General features: G+C 30.3%; 23 protein-coding genes. 2 read left to right on the forward strand and 21 right to left on the reverse strand.

Annotated features, from left to right (window positions below; genetic code table 11):
* Positions 1-14: 14 nt before the first annotated feature.
* From L1S49_RS18665 to L1S49_RS18705, 9 genes are all read right to left on the reverse strand, one after another.
* Positions 15-527, reverse strand: coding sequence for a GNAT family protein (locus L1S49_RS18665; protein WP_238906905.1), 513 nt, complete (start codon positions 525-527; stop codon positions 15-17).
* A gap of 30 nt (positions 528-557) precedes the next feature.
* Positions 558-965: a GNAT family protein gene (locus L1S49_RS18670; RefSeq protein ID WP_238906906.1), complete on the reverse strand. Its 408-nt coding sequence runs from the start codon at positions 963-965 to the stop codon at positions 558-560.
* A gap of 9 nt (positions 966-974) precedes the next feature.
* Positions 975-1,103 carry a GNAT family protein gene (locus tag L1S49_RS18675; RefSeq protein WP_238906907.1) on the reverse strand — a complete coding sequence of 43 codons (129 nt, stop codon included), beginning with the start codon at positions 1,101-1,103 and terminating at the stop codon, positions 975-977.
* A 94-nt stretch (positions 1,104-1,197) separates the two neighbouring features.
* Positions 1,198-1,992, reverse strand: a complete 795-nt coding sequence (locus tag L1S49_RS18680; protein WP_073015710.1) for an ATP-binding cassette domain-containing protein — start codon at positions 1,990-1,992, stop codon at positions 1,198-1,200.
* The gene (locus L1S49_RS18685) at positions 1,967-2,884 is read right to left on the reverse strand and encodes an ABC transporter permease (RefSeq protein ID WP_073015708.1); all 918 of its coding nucleotides are present in this window, start codon (positions 2,882-2,884) and stop codon (positions 1,967-1,969) included. The genes L1S49_RS18680 and L1S49_RS18685 overlap by 26 nt, the downstream gene beginning before the upstream one ends.
* A complete protein-coding gene (locus tag L1S49_RS18690; RefSeq protein WP_073015705.1) occupies positions 2,884-3,870 on the reverse strand; it encodes an ABC transporter substrate-binding protein in 987 nt (328 codons plus the stop codon). Before L1S49_RS18690 ends, L1S49_RS18685 begins: the two co-directional genes overlap by 1 nt.
* A gap of 156 nt (positions 3,871-4,026) precedes the next feature.
* Positions 4,027-4,434: a HutP family protein gene (locus L1S49_RS18695; protein ID WP_073015703.1), complete on the reverse strand. Its 408-nt coding sequence runs from the start codon at positions 4,432-4,434 to the stop codon at positions 4,027-4,029.
* Between the two features lie 82 nt (positions 4,435-4,516).
* Positions 4,517-6,091 (reverse strand): putative ABC exporter domain-containing protein, encoded by a 1,575-nt coding sequence (locus tag L1S49_RS18700; RefSeq protein WP_238906908.1) that lies wholly within the window; start codon positions 6,089-6,091, stop codon positions 4,517-4,519.
* Positions 6,092-6,790 carry an ABC transporter ATP-binding protein gene (locus tag L1S49_RS18705; RefSeq protein WP_238906909.1) on the reverse strand — a complete coding sequence of 233 codons (699 nt, stop codon included), beginning with the start codon at positions 6,788-6,790 and terminating at the stop codon, positions 6,092-6,094.
* Between the two features lie 158 nt (positions 6,791-6,948).
* On the opposite strand from L1S49_RS18705, the gene L1S49_RS18710 reads away from it, so the two are divergent.
* On the forward strand, positions 6,949-7,464 hold the full coding sequence (locus tag L1S49_RS18710) for an ECF transporter S component (RefSeq protein ID WP_238906924.1): 516 nt from the start codon (positions 6,949-6,951) through the stop codon (positions 7,462-7,464).
* Between the two features lie 92 nt (positions 7,465-7,556).
* Positions 7,557-7,796, forward strand: a complete 240-nt coding sequence (locus L1S49_RS18715; protein ID WP_238906910.1) for a hypothetical protein — start codon at positions 7,557-7,559, stop codon at positions 7,794-7,796.
* A gap of 33 nt (positions 7,797-7,829) precedes the next feature.
* Here the strand turns inward: L1S49_RS18715 and L1S49_RS18720 are convergent, their stop codons facing one another.
* From L1S49_RS18720 to L1S49_RS18775, 12 genes are all read right to left on the reverse strand, one after another.
* A complete protein-coding gene (locus L1S49_RS18720; RefSeq protein WP_021802310.1) occupies positions 7,830-8,645 on the reverse strand; it encodes an acetyl-CoA carboxylase carboxyltransferase subunit alpha in 816 nt (271 codons plus the stop codon).
* Positions 8,638-9,525, reverse strand: coding sequence for an acetyl-CoA carboxylase, carboxyltransferase subunit beta (gene accD, locus L1S49_RS18725; RefSeq protein WP_238906911.1), 888 nt, complete (start codon positions 9,523-9,525; stop codon positions 8,638-8,640). The genes L1S49_RS18720 and accD overlap by 8 nt, the downstream gene beginning before the upstream one ends.
* Positions 9,522-10,868 (reverse strand): acetyl-CoA carboxylase biotin carboxylase subunit, encoded by a 1,347-nt coding sequence (locus tag L1S49_RS18730; RefSeq protein WP_073015688.1) that lies wholly within the window; start codon positions 10,866-10,868, stop codon positions 9,522-9,524. The genes accD and L1S49_RS18730 overlap by 4 nt, the downstream gene beginning before the upstream one ends.
* 8 nt (positions 10,869-10,876) lie before the next feature.
* On the reverse strand, positions 10,877-11,299 hold the full coding sequence (fabZ, locus tag L1S49_RS18735; RefSeq protein WP_073015686.1) for a 3-hydroxyacyl-ACP dehydratase FabZ: 423 nt from the start codon (positions 11,297-11,299) through the stop codon (positions 10,877-10,879).
* Position 11,300: 1 nt separating this feature from the next.
* Entirely contained in the window at positions 11,301-11,777 is a 477-nt protein-coding gene (gene accB, locus L1S49_RS18740) for an acetyl-CoA carboxylase biotin carboxyl carrier protein (protein ID WP_238906912.1), read from the reverse strand.
* Positions 11,778-11,789: 12 nt separating this feature from the next.
* Positions 11,790-13,025, reverse strand: coding sequence for a beta-ketoacyl-ACP synthase II (gene fabF / locus L1S49_RS18745; RefSeq protein WP_073015682.1), 1,236 nt, complete (start codon positions 13,023-13,025; stop codon positions 11,790-11,792).
* Between the two features lie 12 nt (positions 13,026-13,037).
* Entirely contained in the window at positions 13,038-13,778 is a 741-nt protein-coding gene (gene fabG / locus L1S49_RS18750; protein ID WP_238906913.1) for a 3-oxoacyl-[acyl-carrier-protein] reductase, read from the reverse strand.
* Positions 13,779-13,781: 3 nt separating this feature from the next.
* Positions 13,782-14,717 carry an ACP S-malonyltransferase gene (fabD, locus tag L1S49_RS18755; RefSeq protein WP_238906914.1) on the reverse strand — a complete coding sequence of 312 codons (936 nt, stop codon included), beginning with the start codon at positions 14,715-14,717 and terminating at the stop codon, positions 13,782-13,784.
* 59 nt (positions 14,718-14,776) lie between these two features.
* The gene (gene acpP, locus L1S49_RS18760; protein WP_021802318.1) at positions 14,777-14,998 is read right to left on the reverse strand and encodes an acyl carrier protein; all 222 of its coding nucleotides are present in this window, start codon (positions 14,996-14,998) and stop codon (positions 14,777-14,779) included.
* A gap of 30 nt (positions 14,999-15,028) precedes the next feature.
* Positions 15,029-16,000, reverse strand: a complete 972-nt coding sequence (locus L1S49_RS18765; protein WP_238906915.1) for a beta-ketoacyl-ACP synthase III — start codon at positions 15,998-16,000, stop codon at positions 15,029-15,031.
* 15 nt (positions 16,001-16,015) lie between these two features.
* Positions 16,016-16,462, reverse strand: a complete 447-nt coding sequence (locus L1S49_RS18770) for a MarR family transcriptional regulator (protein WP_073015674.1) — start codon at positions 16,460-16,462, stop codon at positions 16,016-16,018.
* Positions 16,463-16,670: 208 nt separating this feature from the next.
* The gene (locus L1S49_RS18775; RefSeq protein WP_238906916.1) at positions 16,671-18,803 is read right to left on the reverse strand and encodes a DHHW family protein; all 2,133 of its coding nucleotides are present in this window, start codon (positions 18,801-18,803) and stop codon (positions 16,671-16,673) included.

Genomic DNA, 18,803 nt, shown 5'->3' on the forward strand with positions numbered 1-18,803 from the left:
ATTTCCTCATTTCTCTATCTTAAAATCTCCATCTCAAATAAATTCCAATATCCATCTGATCCTTTTTTAGCTTTCTCTATAAGTTTTTGTTTTCTAAATCCTGCTTTTTCATAACACTTAATAGCCCCTAAATTATGTTCAAACACACCCAAAGTAATTTTATCGAAGCTAAACTTTTCAAATCCTATTTGGGTAATTTTTTTCAAAACCTCAGTTCCTAAACCATTTCCTCTATATCTTTCATCACCTATTAAAAATCTAGATACTCTTCCCATCTTATTTTCTTTATCTCTTTCTGCAAGTTCAACAGTACCTATAATTTCATTATTATCATTCCATATAATCTTGTACATATCATGCACACTATTCTTAATATTATTATGATAATGATCTTTGATTTGCTCAAGAGTTAATGGATACTTGTAAGATTCACCTGCCCATTGCAACAAAAAATCTGATGTTTTATCTAAATTCCATTCAATAACTTTATTAAAATCCTCTTCTTCTATTAATTCAATTCTTATCATAAATTATCACCTCTATACTTAATAAAATTTCTAAAGCCACTCTTCCTTTAATAATCTATACTCTACTCTATCATAAAGTCTTGAATTTAATAAAACATGTTTCTTAAATTCGCCTTCTTTAATCATGCCTATACTTTTCATAACTTTTTCTGAAGCATCATTTTCTTTTATGCATCCAGTTTCAATTTTAATAACATCACCTTGCTTAAAGGCATAATTAATAACTTCTTTTGCAGCCTCAGATGTAAAACCTCGTCCCCAATACTCTGGCAATATAAAATACCCTAAATTCACAACTTTTCCTTCTGTAGAATCAAATAAAACTGTATAGCCTATTTCCCCTACATATTCATTACTATCTTTTAATACAATCACAAAATAATATTTAGTTCTATTATTAAGCTTACTTTCCTTTATTGCTTCATAAAGATTTTCCATAGACTCATCTTAACTTTTTGTTTTGATTTCAGGTAAATAATACATAACCTTCTCATCTGAAATAAGTTTATGTAATGAATGTATATCCTCTTCTACATGATCCCTTATAATTAATCTCTCTGTTTCTAATTTTATCATATTAGTTCCTTTCTTTTAAATTTATTATACCTTATTTATCCAAAAGTTTAACCCCCAAAAGCATAAGGCTTTTGGGGGTTGTTTACTAAGATGATTAACTGAACAATGTTCTATCACTTAATCCATCTTTAATATGCACTTTTTCAAATAAATTGATAAGTTTATCTGTATCTAGTGAAGCTTTTTCTTCTCCGCTAACATCAATTACGATTTTTCCTTCATGCATCATTATAAGTCTGTTTCCAGATGTTATTGCATGGTTTAAGTTATGAGTAACCATAAGTGTTGTGATTTTTCTTTCTTTAACAATTTCTCTGGTTATCTCCATTATTTTCTCTGATGTTTTAGGGTCTAATGCAGCTGTATGTTCATCTAATAATAACAGTTTTGGATTAGACATAACCGACATCATTAAAGTTAAAGCCTGTCTTTGACCACCTGATAATAACCCTACTTTTGTGTAAAGTTTATCTTCAAGCCCTAAGTTAACTTTTTTAAGTAATTCTTTATAATGATCTATTCTGCTTTTATCAACTGCAAATGTTAATCCAAACTTTTTCCCTTTATTATCTGCTAGAGATAAGTTTTCTAATATAGTCATGTTAGGTGATACACCCATTGAAGGACTTTGATATACTCTTCCAATGATTTTTGATCTTTTATATTCAGGCATATCTATCATTTCTGTATCATCTATAAATATCGAACCATAATCTCCAGAAAGACTTCCACCTACTAGATTTAATAAAGTACTTTTTCCTGCTCCATTAGAACCTATTATGGATACAAAGTCTCCAGTTTTTACTTCTATTTCAAATTCATCAAATACTCTATGCTCATTTACAGTATTTTCATTAAAAACCTTACACAGTCCCTTTACTTTCAGCATTAGCTAAAACACCACCCTTCATAACTTTTTTCCTCTTAAATATGCCGCCTTTATTATTTGCAGCTAAAGCAATAATAACTATTACAGCAGTTATAAGTTTTAAATCATTAGGTGATAAGCCAAGCTGAAGCGCTATTGCAACTACGGCTTTATATATTATTGCACCAAATATAGCTAAGCTTGTAGCTTTTACAAAGCTCATCTTTTGAAATACAGAAACTCCTATAATTACTGATGCAAGCCCCATAACTACAACACCTGTTCCCATACCAACGTCTGCGAAACCTTGATATTGAGCTGTTAATCCACCTGCTAATGCAACTAATCCATTAGATATCATAAGAGCCATTATTTTAACATTATCTTTATTTATTCCAAGTGAGGTAACTACTTGTTCATTATCTCCTGTTGCAATTAATAAAAATCCTCTTTTTGTTTTTAAGAATAAGTCCATAATTATTTTAGCAACTATTACAAAGGCTAAGATAATTATTATTGGTGAAAGCCTTAATTCTCCAACATTTAATTCAAAAGACTTAAATATGTTTCCAAAGTTAAATAGTGGAGAGTTGGATTTACCCATAATTCTTAGGTTTATGGAATATAAGCCAATCATAACTAATATTCCTGACATTAAACTGTCTATTTTTAATTTTACATGTAATAATCCTGTTATACATCCTGCTACTGCCCCTGCTGCCAAAGATACAAATACAGATAAGATAGGATTCACCCCATTAGCTAAAAGGGCTGCACATACTGCAGCACCTAATGGGAATGTTCCATCTACTGAAAGATCTGGGAAATCTAATATCTTATAGGTTATATATACGCCAATAGATACTAAGGCAAATAGCAAGCCTTGTTCTAAAACATTTAACACTAAAGACATTAATTAACCCCTCCTGTAACTTTTTCAGCACTCTTTTCTATATCAGCTGGTATAGTTATTCCAAGTTTTTTAGCAACATCAGTGTTTATAGTAGTTTGTAAATCTGTTTGGAATCCTACTGGTATTTCTGATGGTTTTTTACCGTTTAAGATTTCAGCTGCTTGATATCCAGCTTCTTTTCCTAATTTATAGTAGTCAATACCTGCTGTTATTAATCCACCTTTTGCTACTATAGCAGATTCTGCTCCAAATATAGGTACATTTTTTTCTAATGCTCTTTTACCTACTAAATCATAAGCTGCTGCTACATTGTTATCTGTAGGAGTGTATAATACGTCTATTGAACCCAATATTGAATTTAAACTTTGATCTATATCATTGCTAGTTGCTGCACCAGCTTCTTTAACTTGTAATCCTAATTTTGCAGCTTCTTCTTTAAGTGCTTTAACTTGCACCCCAGAGTTTGCTTCAGAAGTAGTATATATTACTCCGATAGTTTTTGCATTAGGTAATACTTTTTGTAATACCTTTAATTGATCTGCTATTGAAACATTATCAGAAGTTCCTGTAACGTTAGTTCCTGTACTCTTTACATCCTTAACTATTCCTGCAACTACTGGATCTGTAACTGCTGTAAATACTATAGGAATATCCTTTGTAGCATTATAAGCTGATTGAGCACTAGGTGTTGCAATAGCTAATACTAGATCTTTTTTATTACTAACAAATCCTTGAGCTATTGTTTGAGTTGTTGCAATGTCCCCTTGGGCATTTTGATAATCTATTTCTAGATTTTTGCCTTCCTCAAATCCTTTTTCTTTAAGTCCATCAATGAATCCTTTTCTTGCAGAATCCAATGCTGGATGCTCAACTATTTGTGAAATACCAATTTTTTTCTTGTCCCCTTCTTTTTTAGCGCAAGCTACAAAAGAACTTACTGCAACTAATGCGCATAAAATCAAGGCAACTTTCTTCTTCCCTACCATACTGCCATCTCCTTCTTAAATTATAAAAAATTATTAATTATTTCTAATATTTATCAATAATATCCTACATTTACTACTAACAACTTAATTAATTCACTCATTTATTGATAAAATATTATTTTTAATAATATCATAATAATATTAAAAAGTAAATATTTATTTTGTTATTGCTCTATGCCCAATCCCAATGACTATCTCATTTAAGTGAAGTAATCCAATACTTAAAAATATGCAAACGCTTAAATGTTCACCCGAAACTGCTATACCTATTTTTCCCCCAACATTTTGACCACTTGCTCTATTTGCAACTTGCATAATTGCATCTCTACAAGCTCCAATAACAGCTCCTTCGTGAATATGCTCTTCACGTATAAGACCACATCTTTTGGATGCAACCAAAGTTCTTTCTAAAATCTTTTGTATAGAATTATTTATATTTCCACCTATATCTACAGCTGCAGTATTTGCTCCCAATGCCCCAAATTCATCTCTTAATTTATGTTCCTCTTCTCTTGAAGAAATAGCCATCCTTGTTGCTATTTTTGCCACCTGAACACTATCCATATTATATATCCTCTTTTCTTTTTTAATATCATTATTATACCCTACATAATAGCAAAAAAGAAGATGAGTAAAAACTCACCTTCTAATCAAGTTCACAATGATTTAATACACCTTTTGCAAATTGCATAATAACTAGAGAAACTAACATGTTCCATATGATAAAGGAAAAATATATCGCATATTGGCCTAAAAACTCTAACTTCACTGATATTATAATAGAAGCTATAATCCCTGGAAGAACGTAGACAAATATACTTATAAACATCAAAAATCCTTTTAAAGCATTAGATGCTATTCTTCCAAACAATCTGTAATTTAGTACTCCTCCATATATAAAGACAAATCCAAAGGAAACATAAACTATTATAGCCAAAACTATAGTAAGTGGATTTGATTTAGTTAATATTCCTGCAACTAAAAAACTTAAACTTCCATCAACTAAAAACTTTAAGGCTGATGATAAGGTTCCCCAAAAAATCTTACTTTCTTGTGAGTCTGGTATAAGGAATATATATGGTTTTGCCATTTCTTGATGTATCTTGTTTCCAAAGGAAGCTAACCCTGAAATATATATATATCCATAAAGTAGAGGTAATATATCATTTATAGGTACAAACTTACCATATATAGCTGCTGCTGAAACCATCAATAGGGTGTATAAGTTTAAAATACCAAATCCCGTTTTTCTATACTCTAGAATGTGTCTATAAAATAATGTTTTTCCATAATTAGCATTATAGTTAAAAGTAATTTTTCTTGTCTTCATTTTTCTATTATTCAAATTGAATTCTTTAGGATTAATCTGTTTAGTTTTCAGTTTTAAAACATCTTCCTTAAGTTCTGCTCCTTGAATTACATCCTCATAATAATCTAGATTCATATTATAAAGAATTACTACAAGTATCCCTATAACAAGTATGTTTAAAAGTGCATAAACAAAAAATATTCCATCAACATTTGTTATTGCCTTATTAAACATTGCTTTGTACCAGCCTATCAAAGGGATGTAGTCAATGTTTTTACTTGAAAACATATTAACGAAGGTGTTAAACAAATCATCCTTATTTTGAAACAACTTTAATGCTGGAAATAATAAAGTTAAAGCTGCTGCCCCTTTAAATACTATATTAAATATTTTATTAAGGTATGGTTTTGTAGAACATAGGCTGTATATGAATATTGATATTATTGATAGGGTAATAAAAAACAAACCCAATATTAATATTATAATAAATATACCTATACTGCTTAAGCCTAAATTAATCTTTAAATTCGGTATTTGATATAGAAAAACTAATAAAAATACTCCAGCTGACGAAATGCTTTTAATGAATTCGTATATCAATAGATTTTGTGGTTTTATTGGAGATGTAAACGCCATATTTACATCACTCATAAAAAATTGAGTACTTCTTTTTCCTATGGACATTATTAAGGAAGAAAAAAAGAAAAATAATATTCCTAAAGTAAAAAATGAAGTTATATATTGTGGTGGTATATTCTTTTCAAAAATATTCTTATCTTTTGACATGGTTGCAATCATAAAAACTACCATTGCTATTATAAATATAAATGGAATTAGTTTAGATGGCTGTTTTCTTAGGTTTTTAATGAAGTTTATTATACTCCTTCTTATTAGATAAAATAATGCTCCCATTTAATTATCCTCCGTAAATTCAAAGAATATTTCTTCTAAGTTATCTCCAGACTCATTAAACTCTCCCTTTGTTTTAGATAGGATTATTTCTCCCTCTTTCATTATGAGTATTCTATCCCATAAGTCTTGTACACTATCTAAAAGATGGGTACTTATTATAATAGCCGCTCCATCTTCTTTTAGCTTTGCAAAATAGTTTTTAAGTTCCTTAATCGCTTTAGGATCTAATCCTATCATAGGTTCATCAAAAAGTATTAATCTAGGATTAGTTATAAGCCCACATATTATACTCACCTTCTGCTGCATTCCTTTTGATAGTTCTTGCCCAAGTTTAGCTCTTTTATCTACCATATCAAAAGTTTTTAACAGTTCTTCGGCCTTTTCTTTATAGCCGTTAACTCCATAAGCTTTTGATATAAAATGAATATGTTCATCTACTGTAAGCAAAGGGTACATAGCTGGCATCTCAGGAACATAGTTAAATAACCTTTTTCCTTCAATACTCTTATTATGTTTTCCGCCTATCTTTATTTCACCTTCATATTTTAGTAATCCAGCTATGGACTTTATTATGGTAGACTTTCCTGCTCCGTTAGGTCCTACTAAAACAGCTATCTCTCCTTCTTCTACCCTAAAACTTATATCTTTAATAGCTTTAAACTTACCATAGCTTTTTGTAATATTATTAACTTCTAACATGATTTCCCTCCTTGTTTCATACCAATTGCTTTATGTTTTTCTATATATTTACTTTATATTTTATCATACTCTTTGTCTAAAAATCTACAAATCTATTTACAAAGCCTAAATACCAATGTATACTTGTGTATATACAGAAGGTTTAGGAGGATTGTATGATGCAAAAAAATGTTACTAAAATGATTTATACTGCACTTTTAACAGCTATATCAATTATCATTCCGCTTTATTTTGGATTTTTAAGGGTGTATATTCCACCATTCTCAGCCACTATAGCGTCTCATGTTCCTTTATTTATAGCAATGTTAATTAGCCCAGGAGTTGCTGTTGCTGTTGGTATTGGTTCAGCTATAGGTTTTTCATTAACAGCTACTCCATTTGTAATTACAGCAAGAGCTGCAATGCATACTTTTGTTGGAGGAGTAGGTGGTTACTTAGTTAAAAAGAAGGTTCCATTTAAATATGTTATATTAATAACAGCTCCAATCCACGCTTTATTAGAAGCTTTGGTTGTTATTCCTTTTGGCTTCAGCTTCACAAATGCTTTAATAGTTGTGGGAATAGGAACTGTAGTTCATCATTTAGTTGATGGAACTATATCCTATGCTTTAGCTAAAGTATTAGCTAAAAATGTTAACTTAAACTTTGATAATGAACGTAAGAATTTAGCATAATATATAGAGCCATGGTCATTAAATCCATGGCTTTTATTGTGTTTATTTTTATGATATACTCTAGAAGAAATTTTATTTAGCGAGGTATACAAATGGTATATATCATACTTGTAGCACTTATACTTTTCGACTTATATGGTGTTTATACAAATAAAAAAAGTAAACGCAACTTTATAAAACTTACTCTTATTCCACTTTTCTTAATAATTTTATTATTTGGAGCTAATGATTTGGGATATATAAACTATACTACAACAATTATTTTATTTATTCCTATAGCTCTATATTACTTTACTATATCAGGTGGAATTCCTTTTATTAAGAAAAAATAGAACTGGAAATTAATCCAGTTCTATTTTTATATATTAATAAAAGTTACCCATATCTCTAAACTTTTTATATCTTCTACTTAAAAGCTCTTCTTTATCTAAAGCCATAAGTTCAGTCAATTCAGATAAAATCCTCTTTTTTATTCTCCAAGCTATTTTATCTGGATTTAGATGAGCTCCACCTAAAGGTTCTCTTATAACTTTATCTATTATTCCGTTTCTTAATAAATCTTGTGCAGTTATTCCCATTACTTCTGCAGCCTCTTTAGCTCTTGAAGGATCTTTCCATAATATAGATGCAAAGCCTTCTGGTGTAAGTATCGAATATATAGCATGCTCTAACATCAAAATACTGTCACCAATACCTAAAGCTAAAGCTCCACCACTTCCACCTTCTCCTATAAATATTGATATTATAGGAACAGTTAATGAGAACATCTCTTTTAAATTTTGGGCAATTGCATGCCCTTGTCCTCTCTCCTCAGCTCCCATACCTGGATAAGCCCCTGGAGTATCAACTAGACATATAATTGGTCTATTAAACTTCTCTGCTTGCTTCATAAGCCTTAAAGACTTTCTATAACCTTCTGGATTTGGCATGCCAAAGTTTCTTTCAATGTTTTCTTTTGCATTATTTCCCTTAACTATGCCAATAATAGTTACTGGTATACCCTCGATTTTAGCTATACCACCAACTACAGACTTATCATCTCCAAAGGCTCTATCTCCATGAAGTTCAAAAAAATCTTCACATATATGATTTATATAAAATAAAGCATTCGGTCTATCTTGTTTTCTAGAAATACTTACCTTTTCCCATGCGGAAAATTTCTTGATAGATTCTCTATTCATTATTATTCACCCCATGAAGAATTAATAATTTATAAATAGTATCCTTCATACTCTTTCTATTAACTATATTGTCTATAAATCCTTTTTCTAATAGAAATTCAGCCTTTTGAAAATTATCAGGAAGTTTTTGATTTATAGTTCCTTCTATTACTCTTCTACCTGCAAAACCGATAAGAGCTCCTGGTTCGCTTAAAATTATATCACCTTCCATTGCAAAAGAGGCTGTAACCCCTCCTGTGGTTGGATCAGTAAGTACAGTTATATAAGGTAATCCAGTTTTGTTATAAAGATTTATAGCTCCACTGATTTTTGCCATCTGCATTAAAGAAAATATTCCTTCTTGCATTCTAGCTCCACCAGAAGTTGTAAATATTATTAATGGAAGTTTCTTATCTGTAGCTTCTTCAATTAGTCTTGTAATTTTTTCACCTACAACAGTTCCCATACTTCCCATCATGAAAGCAGAGTTCATAACTGCTATAGCTGCTTCTATACCATTAATTTTACCTACTCCAGTTATTACAGCATCAGCTTCTCCTGTATCACTTTCAGACTTTGATAACTTTTCTTTGTATCCTTTAAATTTTAGTGGGTCAACACTTCTAATATCTATTAAATTCTCTTTAAAACTATCTTCATCTACAATTAGATTTAATCTAGTTCTTGCATTTATTCTAAAATGGTAATTACATTTGTTACAAACCCAAAGATTATTTTCTACATCTTCCTTATAAAGAATCTCTCCACATTCGTTACATTTACGCCACATTCCATCAGGTATTATTGGCTTTTCATGGTTTTCTTCTATTTTATCTCCTTTTATTGCTTCAGCAGATAAAGTTATATAAGTTCTCTTTTTTAATAAATCTCTTAGTGTCATTCAATCACCAACTTATCTTTTAAGAATGAAGTATTAAAATCTCCTCTTACAAAGTCTTCGTGTTCTAATATATCGAATTGAAAATCTATATTTGTAGTAACTCCACCTATAGCAAATTCACCTAAAGCTCTTTTCATCTTCATTATAGCTTCTTCTCTATTTCTACCATGAACTATAAGTTTTCCTATCATTGAATCATAGATATGAGGAATTGTATATCCTTGATATATAGCTGAATCTATTCTAACTCCAAAACCTCCTGGAACAATAACCTCTTCTATTTTTCCTGGACAAGGTCTAAAACCAAATCTAGGATCTTCTGCATTTATTCTGCATTCTATAGCATGCCCACTTATAGTTACATCCTCTTGAGTTATTTCTAAAGGTATTCCAGCAGCAATTTTTATCTGCTCTTTTACTATATCTATTCCCGTTACCATTTCAGTAATAGGATGTTCTACTTGAATTCTAGTATTCATCTCCATGAAATAATAATTTCTATTTTTATCTACTAAAAATTCTATTGTTCCAGCATTTTTATAATTAACAGCTTCCGCTGCTTTTATAGCAATGTCACCCATTTCTTTTCTTAAAGCTTCATCTAAGATTAATGATGGTGCTTCTTCAATAACTTTTTGATTTTTTCTTTGAATTGAGCAGTCTCTTTCGCCTAAATGAATTATATTTCCATGTTCATCTGCTAATATTTGAAACTCTATATGTTTAGGTTCTTGAATGAATTTTTCTATATATAAAGTATCATCTCCAAAACAATTCATGGCTTCAGCCTTTGCAGTAGAATATCCTTTTAAAAATTCATCATTATTAAAAGCTATTCTAATTCCTTTTCCTCCGCCACCAGCAGCTGCTTTAATCATAACAGGGAATCCTATTTCTCTAGCTATCTCTAAAGCTTGTTCTTCACTTTCTATAATCCCTTCATATCCTGGAGCTATAGGCACTCCTGCCTCTCTCATGGTTTCTCTTGCCTTAGCCTTATTCCCCATAAGATCAATAGACTCATAGTCAGGTCCTATAAACTTGATATTACATTCACTGCACATCTTAGCGAACTTAGAATTTTCTGATAAAAATCCAAAGCCTGGATGTATAGCTTCTGCACCAGTAAGTACACATGCACTTAATATATTCTGTATATTTAAATAACTACCTTTAGCAGGGCCTTTACCTATACACACAGCTTCATCAGCTAATTGAGTGTGAAGAGCTTCTCTATCAGCCTCAGAGTATACTGCTACTGTTTTTATTCCAAGTTCTCTACAAGCTCTAATTACTCTGACTGCTATTTCTCCTCTGTTAGCTATTAATATCTTCTTAAACATATAATCACCTATCCTATTGCAAATAGAATTTCTCCTTGGCAAGCTATTTGCCCATCAACTCTTGCAGTTCCTTTACCTATTCCTATAGGTCCTTTAACCTTTATTATTTCTATCTCAAGATCAAGTCTATCTCCTGGAAGAACTTTTTTCTTAAATCTTGCTTTATCTATTCCAGCAAGAAAAGCAGTTTTACCTTTAAATTCTTCTTTACTTAAAATAGAAACCGCTCCTAATTGAGCTAAAGCTTCTACTATTAATACTCCAGGCATAACTGGCATATCAGGAAAATGTCCTTGAAAAAACTCTTCATTTATAGTTAAATTCTTAAATCCTTTTGCATAAACTCCTGGATTTACTTCTTCTACTCTATCTAAAAGTAAAAATGGATATCTATGAGGAATGATCTTTCTTATTTCATTAACATCTAACATCTTATGCTCTCCTTATCTTAAATAATGGCTGACCATACTCTACCATGCTTTCACTTTCAACCATTACTTCAACTATTTCTCCATTTATTTCACTTTCGATTTCATTCATAAGCTTCATAGCTTCTATAATACATAAAACATCACCTTGTTTTACTTTCTTACCTTCATGAACGTAAGGATCTTTATCTGGAGATGAAGAACCATAGAAAGTTCCTACTATAGGAGACTTAACTATAAACAAGTTTTCATCTTTTATTTCTTCTTTAATTTCAACCTTTGCTTCTTGAACACTTATTGTATTATTTACAACACTTTCTTTTTGCGAAGCTGGTTCTTGTTTAGCTAGCTCTTTTACTTCTGAGCTTCTAGTTTGAGATTTATCCATCTTTAATGAAAAATCTCCTTGCTTTAACTCAAACAAAGCTAAATCTGATTCATCTATCATCTTAATAAGTTCTTTTACTTCTTCTATATTCATATTAAAAAACTCCTAACTCCACTTTTTAATAACTAAAGTAGCATTATGCCCACCAAATCCTAGAGAATTAGATAATGTGTATTCAACATTTTTTTCTTTCCCTACGTTAGGTACATAATCTAAGTCACATTCTTCATCTTTTTCTTTATAACCTATAGTTGGAGGTATAAATCCTTCTTCCATAGTCTTTAAGCATACAATAGCTTCTACTGCTCCTGCAGCTCCTAAAAGATGTCCTGTCATAGATTTAGTTGAAGAAACAGCTACATCATAAGCCTTCTCTCCAAAAAGATTCTTAATAGCTAATGTTTCAAACTTATCATTATAAGGTGTTGAAGTTCCATGAGCATTTATATACCCTATATCTTCTGGTTTTATTCCAGCTTCATCTATTGCTAACTTCATAGCCTTCTTTGCACCTTCACCATTTGGTGCTGGAGATGTAATATGGTATGCATCACAGTTAGAACCATAACCTACTATTTCACCATAGATTTTAGCTCCTCTTTTTTGTGCATGTTCAAGGCTTTCAATTATAAGTATACCAGCCCCTTCTCCTATAACAAAACCGCTTCTATCTTTGTCAAATGGGATTGATGCTCTATTAACATCATTTAAGCTATTTAATGCCTTCATATTTGTAAAACCAGATACTCCTGATTTTGTAATAGGGGCTTCTGTTCCACCTGCTATTATTATATCACTATATCCATGTTTAATGTTTCTATAAGCTTCACCTATAGAATTAGTTCCTGAAGCACAAGCAGTTACAACAGATGTACATATACCTTGAGCTCCATATTTTATAGCCACATTTCCAGCTGCAATATTGCTAATTGCCATAGGAATATATAGTGGAGAAACTCTTTTAGGTCCTTTTTCAAAAAGCTTAAAGAATTCTGTCTCCATAGTATTATATCCACCTATACCAGAACCTATAATAACTCCAAGTCTATCTCTATCAACTTTTTCTAAATCTAAATCAGCATCTTTTATAGCTTCATCTGAAGCTACTAATGCAAATTGAGAAAATCTATCCATTCTTCTTGCTTCTTTTTTATCTATTACTCCATCAGTTGTAAAGTCTTTAACTTCAGCAGCAATTTTAACTTCAAATTCAGTAGTGTCAAAAGCTTTTATAAAATCTACACCATTAACACCATTTTTACAGTTATTCCAAAAGTCATTTACATTATTGCCTATAGGAGTCACAGCTCCCATTCCCGTTATAACTACTCTATTTTCCATCATTTTCTCTCCTTACACTACCATTCCGCCATCAACATTTAAAACCTGGCCAGTTATATATTGACTTTCTTCTGACATTAAAAATGCTACTGCATTAGCTACATCTTCTGCTTTTCCTAATTTTTTTAGTGGAATATTTTTAAGAATGTCTTCTTTATACTTATCTGCTAAACCTTCTGTCATATCACTTTCAATAAATCCTGGTGCTACAGCATTTACAGTTATCCCTCTAGCCCCTATTTCTTTAGCTAAAGACTTAGTCACTCCTAATATTCCTGCTTTAGATGCTGCATAGTTTATTTGTCCTACATTTCCTATTAAGCCAATTACAGAGGAAATATTAACTATTCTCCCTTGTCTTGCTTTTATTAAATGTGGTGTTGCAGCTTTGCAGCAGTTAAATGTTCCTTTTAAGTTAGTGTTTATAACTGCATCAAAGTCTTCTTCTTTCATTCTAAGTATTAGAGTATCCTTTGTTATACCTGCATTATTAACTACTCCATATATGCTGCCATATATGTTTTTAGCTTCGTTTATTAGGTTTTCAGCATCTTCATATTTAGATACATCAGCTTTAACCATAGATGCTTCTCCACCTAATTCTTTTATCTCAGCTACTACTTCAGAAGCTTCTTTTTCATTGCTTCTATAGTTAACAATAACATTAGCACCTATTTTACCTAGTTTTAAAGCTATAGCTTTCCCTATTCCTCTATTAGCTCCAGTTACTATTATAGTTTTACCCTTTAACATATATTAAATCTCCTTTAATCCTGTAATAGTTTTTTGAAGACTCTCTAAATTTTCAACGTTAAATGTTTTAACATTTCTATCTATTTTTCTTAAGAATGAACTTAGAGTCTTACCAGGTCCAATCTCAATAAATATATTAAAACCATCAGCTATCATATTCTTCATGGTTTCTTCCCATCTAACTGAACTCATCAACTGTTTTCTTAAAACTTCATTTATATTTTCACCTTGTTCATAAGGTGTTGCTGTCAAATTCTTATAGGTTTTTACCTTAGTTTCATTAACCTCTATATTTTTTAACTCTTCATATAATTTATCTCCAGCTCCCTTTAGCATTGAGCTGTGAAAAGGTGCAGATACTGGTAGTGGCATAGCTCTTCCACCAAGTTCTTTAATAATATTTATAGCTTCATCTATTGGCTTCTTTTCACCAGATAAAACTATCTGTCCTGGACAGTTATAATTAGCTACTTCTATAATTCCGTTATGTTTAACTTTATCTATTACTTCATTTATTACTTCTTCTTTTAAGTTTAGTACAGCTAACATTCCACCTATACCTATTGGAACTTCATCCTGCATAAATCTTCCTCTTTTTTTTACAAGTGGTATAGCATCTTCTAATTTTAAACTTCCACTATAAACTAAAGCAGAGTATTCTCCTAAACTTAAACCTGCAGCACCTTGTGCTTTTATACCTTCTTCTTCAAGTGCTTTTAAAGTTGCTAAAGTAGTAGTTAATATTGCAGGTTGAGTATTTTCTGTTTTATTTAATTCTTCTTTACTTCCACTAAAACAAAGTTCCTTGATATCAAAACCTAAAAGTTCATTTGCTTTATCAAAAACCTCCATAGAAACAGGATATTTTTCAGCGATGTCTTTTCCCATTCCTGAATATTGTGCTCCTTGACCTACAAATAAAAAAGCTATTTTGTTCATTCTTATCCTCCTATTGAATAAGTCAGATATTAACTATCTGACTTTAAGGGTAATTGTTCTTATGCTATTTTCTCATTAACATATTGTACTGCATCACTTACGCTTTTTATGTTTTCAGCATTTTCTAGTTGAATTCCAAACTCTTCTTCTAATTCTATGATTACTTGGAATAAATCTAATGAATCTGCTCCTAAATCTTCGAAAGTTGTTTCCATTGTAACCTTCTCTTCTTCGATTCCTAATTGTTCAGCTATTATAGTTTTTATTTTTTCAAATACCATTTTAATATCCTCCTAAAATTTAAGTGTATTTTACCAATTTATAATTAAGGCACCGGAAGTTAAGCCAGCGCCGAAACCTACTAAAATAATCTTTTGACCTTTTTTAAGTAATCCCTTGCTATCCATTTCATTTAAAGCTAATGGTATAGAGGCTGATGAAGTATTTCCATACCTATCTAAGTTAATATAGAACTTTTCTAAAGGAAGCTCTAATTTTTTAGCTACAAAATCTATTATCCTAACATTTGCTTGGTGTGGAACTATGTGATCAATATCATTTAAAGTTAATCCTGATTTTTCAAGAACATTATTGATGTTTTCAACCATAACTCCTGTTGCAAATTTGAATACTTCTCTTCCATTCATTGATAAAGTCTTTTTCTTTTTTTCTTCAATCTTTGAAAATGGTGAAGCTACATCTAATGCTCCAGCAGTTAAGTGCATCCACTTATCTCCTTTAGAACTTGTAACTCCTGAAACTAAGCCTTGTTCTTCTGATGCAGAAAGTATAGCAGCACCAGCTCCATCTCCAAATAATACTGCTGTGGTTCTATCTTCCCAATCAACAAGCTTTGATAGAACCTCTGATCCTATTATTAAGGCTTTTTTATAATTACCTGTTTTTATTAAAGCATCTGCTGTTATTAATCCATATACAAATCCTGAACAAGCAGCATTTAAATCAAAAGCAGTTGCATTTACAGCTTTAAGCTTATCTTGAACTAAACAAGCTACAGATGGACAAAATGCATCAGGCGATACTGTTGCTACTATTATTAAGTCTAAATCCTCTGCTTTAACACCAGACTTTTCTAGTGCTATGTTAGCTGCATTATAAGCTAAGTCAGAACAATCTTCTGTTTCGGAAATCCTTCTTTCTTTAATTCCAGTTCTACTGATTATCCATTCATCTGATGTATCCATTATCTTGCTTAAATCTTCATTTATAACTACATTAGAGGGTGCATATCCCCCTATTGAAAGCATCTTACTGTATAACATAAAGATCTCCTTTTATTAAAAATTATTTTTCTCCTTAAAAAAGGTAGCTAACTGATTAAGAGATTCTATTAGAATTTCCTCATGTGCTGGGTCTAAACCCTTAACTACATCTTTAATCATATCGCTATGAAACTTTTCATGAAGCCTATAGGCAAGCTTTCCTTTTTTGGTTAATTGAACTTGAACTACTCTTCTATCCTCTTCAATTCTCTGTCTGTCTACATACCCTTTTTTTATTAGCTTATTTATAGCTGTAGTAAGTGTACCTAGAGTTATTTTTAAATCTCCAGCTACCTCTGACATGTTTCTAGGTTTATACATTCCAATAGCTTCTATAGTATGTATCTCTGTTACTGAAAGATCATTTAAAGGACCTGTTCTTAAAGTCTTCTGTTCAATTAGTAGTATGTCATTAAATATATGTACTAAAAGCTCGTTTATCACACGCTCTTTATAATCCATTAACCCCTCTCCTTTGTTAATTAAGAAAGTCTTCTTATTTATTCCCCATGTATACTTTGACAATCAAAGCACTTATTTTGATAATCAAAATATACTATAGTTAAAATACTTTGTCAACTGAAAAGATAATAATTTACCATATAATTACGTATATCATTTTTAAAAAAGGGCTTAATAGAAACGTATTTTCTATTAAGCCCTATAAAAATTACTTTAATAATTCATCTAAGTTTTTCTCTAAAATTTCATAAATTACAAAATCAGGTTTTTCTTTTGATAAGATATCCTTATTGAAAGAAAAGTTCCACTCCTCACAATAGGTTATACTTCTAAAGTTTTCAGATAAATATGGCATCATGTTTGTTGCAAAAGAATCTCTAAAAACTACAGCCTTTGGCAAATTACTATCCTGTACGCTTGTAGTAAACTGTTTATTTAAATTCCCCATCCATGTCATAGGTGGATCTTTCTTTAAATTTGATCTTATTGTGAATTTAGGTATTAATCTTATTTCTCTTTCTTTTAAAATATTATTCTTAATTCCCAAATAATAAGCTAAGTCTCCACCAAACTCACTAACATATTTCTTTTCGTACATATCTATTGTTAATTCTTTTGTATTAGGATTATATTCCTTTAATTTTTTTTCTAATTCTTTATATCCATAAAAAGCACCTAACTCATTCCAATGAATATCTGTTTTATAATATAAATTATCTTCAGTTTTATATTTATTTAAAGCTTCTGTAGGATTAATAAAATCAAAACTAGTCTCATTCTTTAATTTATCAGTTATTTGCTTTAATCTAGAATTTTCTGATTCAATCAAGTCTTTTGGCTTCATCTCATTATAAAAGGATAGTTTGTTTGGAACCATAAAAACAATAAATTTTGCATTAGGATTTATAGTTTTAATAAAATCACTTTTTTCCTTGAACTTTAATTGAATTTCATTAAGTTGCTCATTACTAAATAAGTTTATACCAGTAAAATCTGGTACGTCTTCATTTAAGAATAGATAACTATCAGATCCAACAACTACAGGCTTTGATGCAACTGTTTTATCCTTTTCAAATGTTATACTTACCTCTTCTGATTTATCATTGCCTATATATGAGAATATCTTAAGCTTATTAACCCCATCATTTAATGGAACCTTAATAATAAAACTACCATCAGAACAATCTTCATAAACTTCTTCTTTACCTCCAGTAACCACTGTAGTGCTACCTTTAGTAGCATTTCCAACTAAAACTAAATTATTTGAGTCAGCCATAGTTTTAGCAATAACTGTAGGTGTTACTAACTTCTCGCTACTAATTTCTTCTTTTATAATTTCATTATTAAGTAAAACACTAAGTTGATTTTCAGTAATACTCAATATTACTCTATCTGGCTTTTCTTTTTTTATATAACTTAAATCTATTTGAAAATCTGGTTTAGATGTAACTTTTTTAAAGCTCTCTGCAAAAAATCTATTCATTTTCTGCATACTTGCATCACCCAATATAAGTATAGATTCACCATTATCAATTTTATTTGTAGATAAAAATGCTTTTGAATCAGAATTTTCATTTATAACTGCTTTTTGAGTTGTTAAAGCAATATTGGTTATATTTTCTTTTAATAGCTTGTTCATTCCTAAAGTTTTTGCTAACTCTCCGATATACCCTTTTTCAGTACTATATGTTATATTATCTTCAGTTAGGTCCTGAACATTTAATTTACTAATAATATCTTTATATGCATAATATGCTCCTGCATCGCTCCATTCAAAAGATGTTTTATTATACATCATATATTTATCTTTATTTTGAAGCATAGTATCGCTAGGAATTATTATTTTATTGTTATCTAGTCCTTTTATTTGTTTTAATCTATTTTCAATAGGCGGGATAATATGTTTAGGAAGATTTTCATCATATAATGTAAGTTTATTAGGAACTATTACTAAAGAAAAGTCTACACCTATTCTCTTTAATTTTTCACTAGTTGAACTAATATTTTCTTCAATTTTTCCAATTTCTTCATTACTAAATAGATTGTCCCCTAAAAAAGTGCCTAGAATATCATCTTCATCGCTATCCTTAAGAAACAACCATCCATCTTTTCCTACTAATACATTTTCACTTTTTACAATCTTGAATGCTTTATATCTTATATAGTTATAACTCTCAATTAAATCATCTTTATACGGAAAGCTATTTGATAATACCTCTTTAAAATTCTCATATGTAATTTCTTCACTCATATTAAAAAATAAATATGCTGTTGGAGCACACAAGATTAAAATAAATATTCCTATAAATATATAATTACTTAATTTTTTAACGCTTTTCAC

This window comes from Clostridium sp. YIM B02506 (assembly GCF_022324845.1).
Taxonomy (GTDB): Bacteria; Bacillota; Clostridia; order Clostridiales; family Clostridiaceae; genus Clostridium_T; species Clostridium_T intestinale.

Coding starts and splice junctions, on each gene's coding strand:
- L1S49_RS18685 (WP_073015708.1), bottom strand. CDS start 2,884: ATGTCTTTAGTGTTAAATGTTTTAGAACAAGGCTTGCTATTTGCCTTA.
- L1S49_RS18730 (WP_073015688.1), bottom strand. CDS start 10,868: ATGTTTAAGAAGATATTAATAGCTAACAGAGGAGAAATAGCAGTCAGA.
- fabD (WP_238906914.1), bottom strand. CDS start 14,717: ATGAACAAAATAGCTTTTTTATTTGTAGGTCAAGGAGCACAATATTCA.
- L1S49_RS18705 (WP_238906909.1), bottom strand. CDS start 6,790: ATGTTAGAAGTTAATAATATTACAAAAAGCTATGGTAAGTTTAAAGCT.
- L1S49_RS18675 (WP_238906907.1), bottom strand. CDS start 1,103: ATGATAAAATTAGAAACAGAGAGATTAATTATAAGGGATCATGTAGAA.
- accB (WP_238906912.1), bottom strand. CDS start 11,777: ATGAATATAGAAGAAGTAAAAGAACTTATTAAGATGATAGATGAATCA.
- L1S49_RS18720 (WP_021802310.1), bottom strand. CDS start 8,645: ATGAATAGAGAATCTATCAAGAAATTTTCCGCATGGGAAAAGGTAAGT.
- L1S49_RS18770 (WP_073015674.1), bottom strand. CDS start 16,462: ATGGATTATAAAGAGCGTGTGATAAACGAGCTTTTAGTACATATATTT.
- L1S49_RS18765 (WP_238906915.1), bottom strand. CDS start 16,000: ATGTTATACAGTAAGATGCTTTCAATAGGGGGATATGCACCCTCTAAT.
- accD (WP_238906911.1), bottom strand. CDS start 9,525: ATGACACTAAGAGATTTATTAAAAAAGAGAACTTATATAACTTTATCT.
- L1S49_RS18680 (WP_073015710.1), bottom strand. CDS start 1,992: ATGCTGAAAGTAAAGGGACTGTGTAAGGTTTTTAATGAAAATACTGTA.
- fabZ (WP_073015686.1), bottom strand. CDS start 11,299: ATGTTAGATGTTAATGAAATAAGAAAGATCATTCCTCATAGATATCCA.
- L1S49_RS18700 (WP_238906908.1), bottom strand. CDS start 6,091: ATGGGAGCATTATTTTATCTAATAAGAAGGAGTATAATAAACTTCATT.
- L1S49_RS18710 (WP_238906924.1), top strand. CDS start 6,949: ATGCAAAAAAATGTTACTAAAATGATTTATACTGCACTTTTAACAGCT.
- fabF (WP_073015682.1), bottom strand. CDS start 13,025: ATGGAAAATAGAGTAGTTATAACGGGAATGGGAGCTGTGACTCCTATA.
- L1S49_RS18690 (WP_073015705.1), bottom strand. CDS start 3,870: ATGGTAGGGAAGAAGAAAGTTGCCTTGATTTTATGCGCATTAGTTGCA.
- L1S49_RS18665 (WP_238906905.1), bottom strand. CDS start 527: ATGATAAGAATTGAATTAATAGAAGAAGAGGATTTTAATAAAGTTATT.
- L1S49_RS18695 (WP_073015703.1), bottom strand. CDS start 4,434: ATGGATAGTGTTCAGGTGGCAAAAATAGCAACAAGGATGGCTATTTCT.
- acpP (WP_021802318.1), bottom strand. CDS start 14,998: ATGGTATTTGAAAAAATAAAAACTATAATAGCTGAACAATTAGGAATC.
- L1S49_RS18670 (WP_238906906.1), bottom strand. CDS start 965: ATGGAAAATCTTTATGAAGCAATAAAGGAAAGTAAGCTTAATAATAGA.
- fabG (WP_238906913.1), bottom strand. CDS start 13,778: ATGTTAAAGGGTAAAACTATAATAGTAACTGGAGCTAATAGAGGAATA.
- L1S49_RS18715 (WP_238906910.1), top strand. CDS start 7,557: ATGGTATATATCATACTTGTAGCACTTATACTTTTCGACTTATATGGT.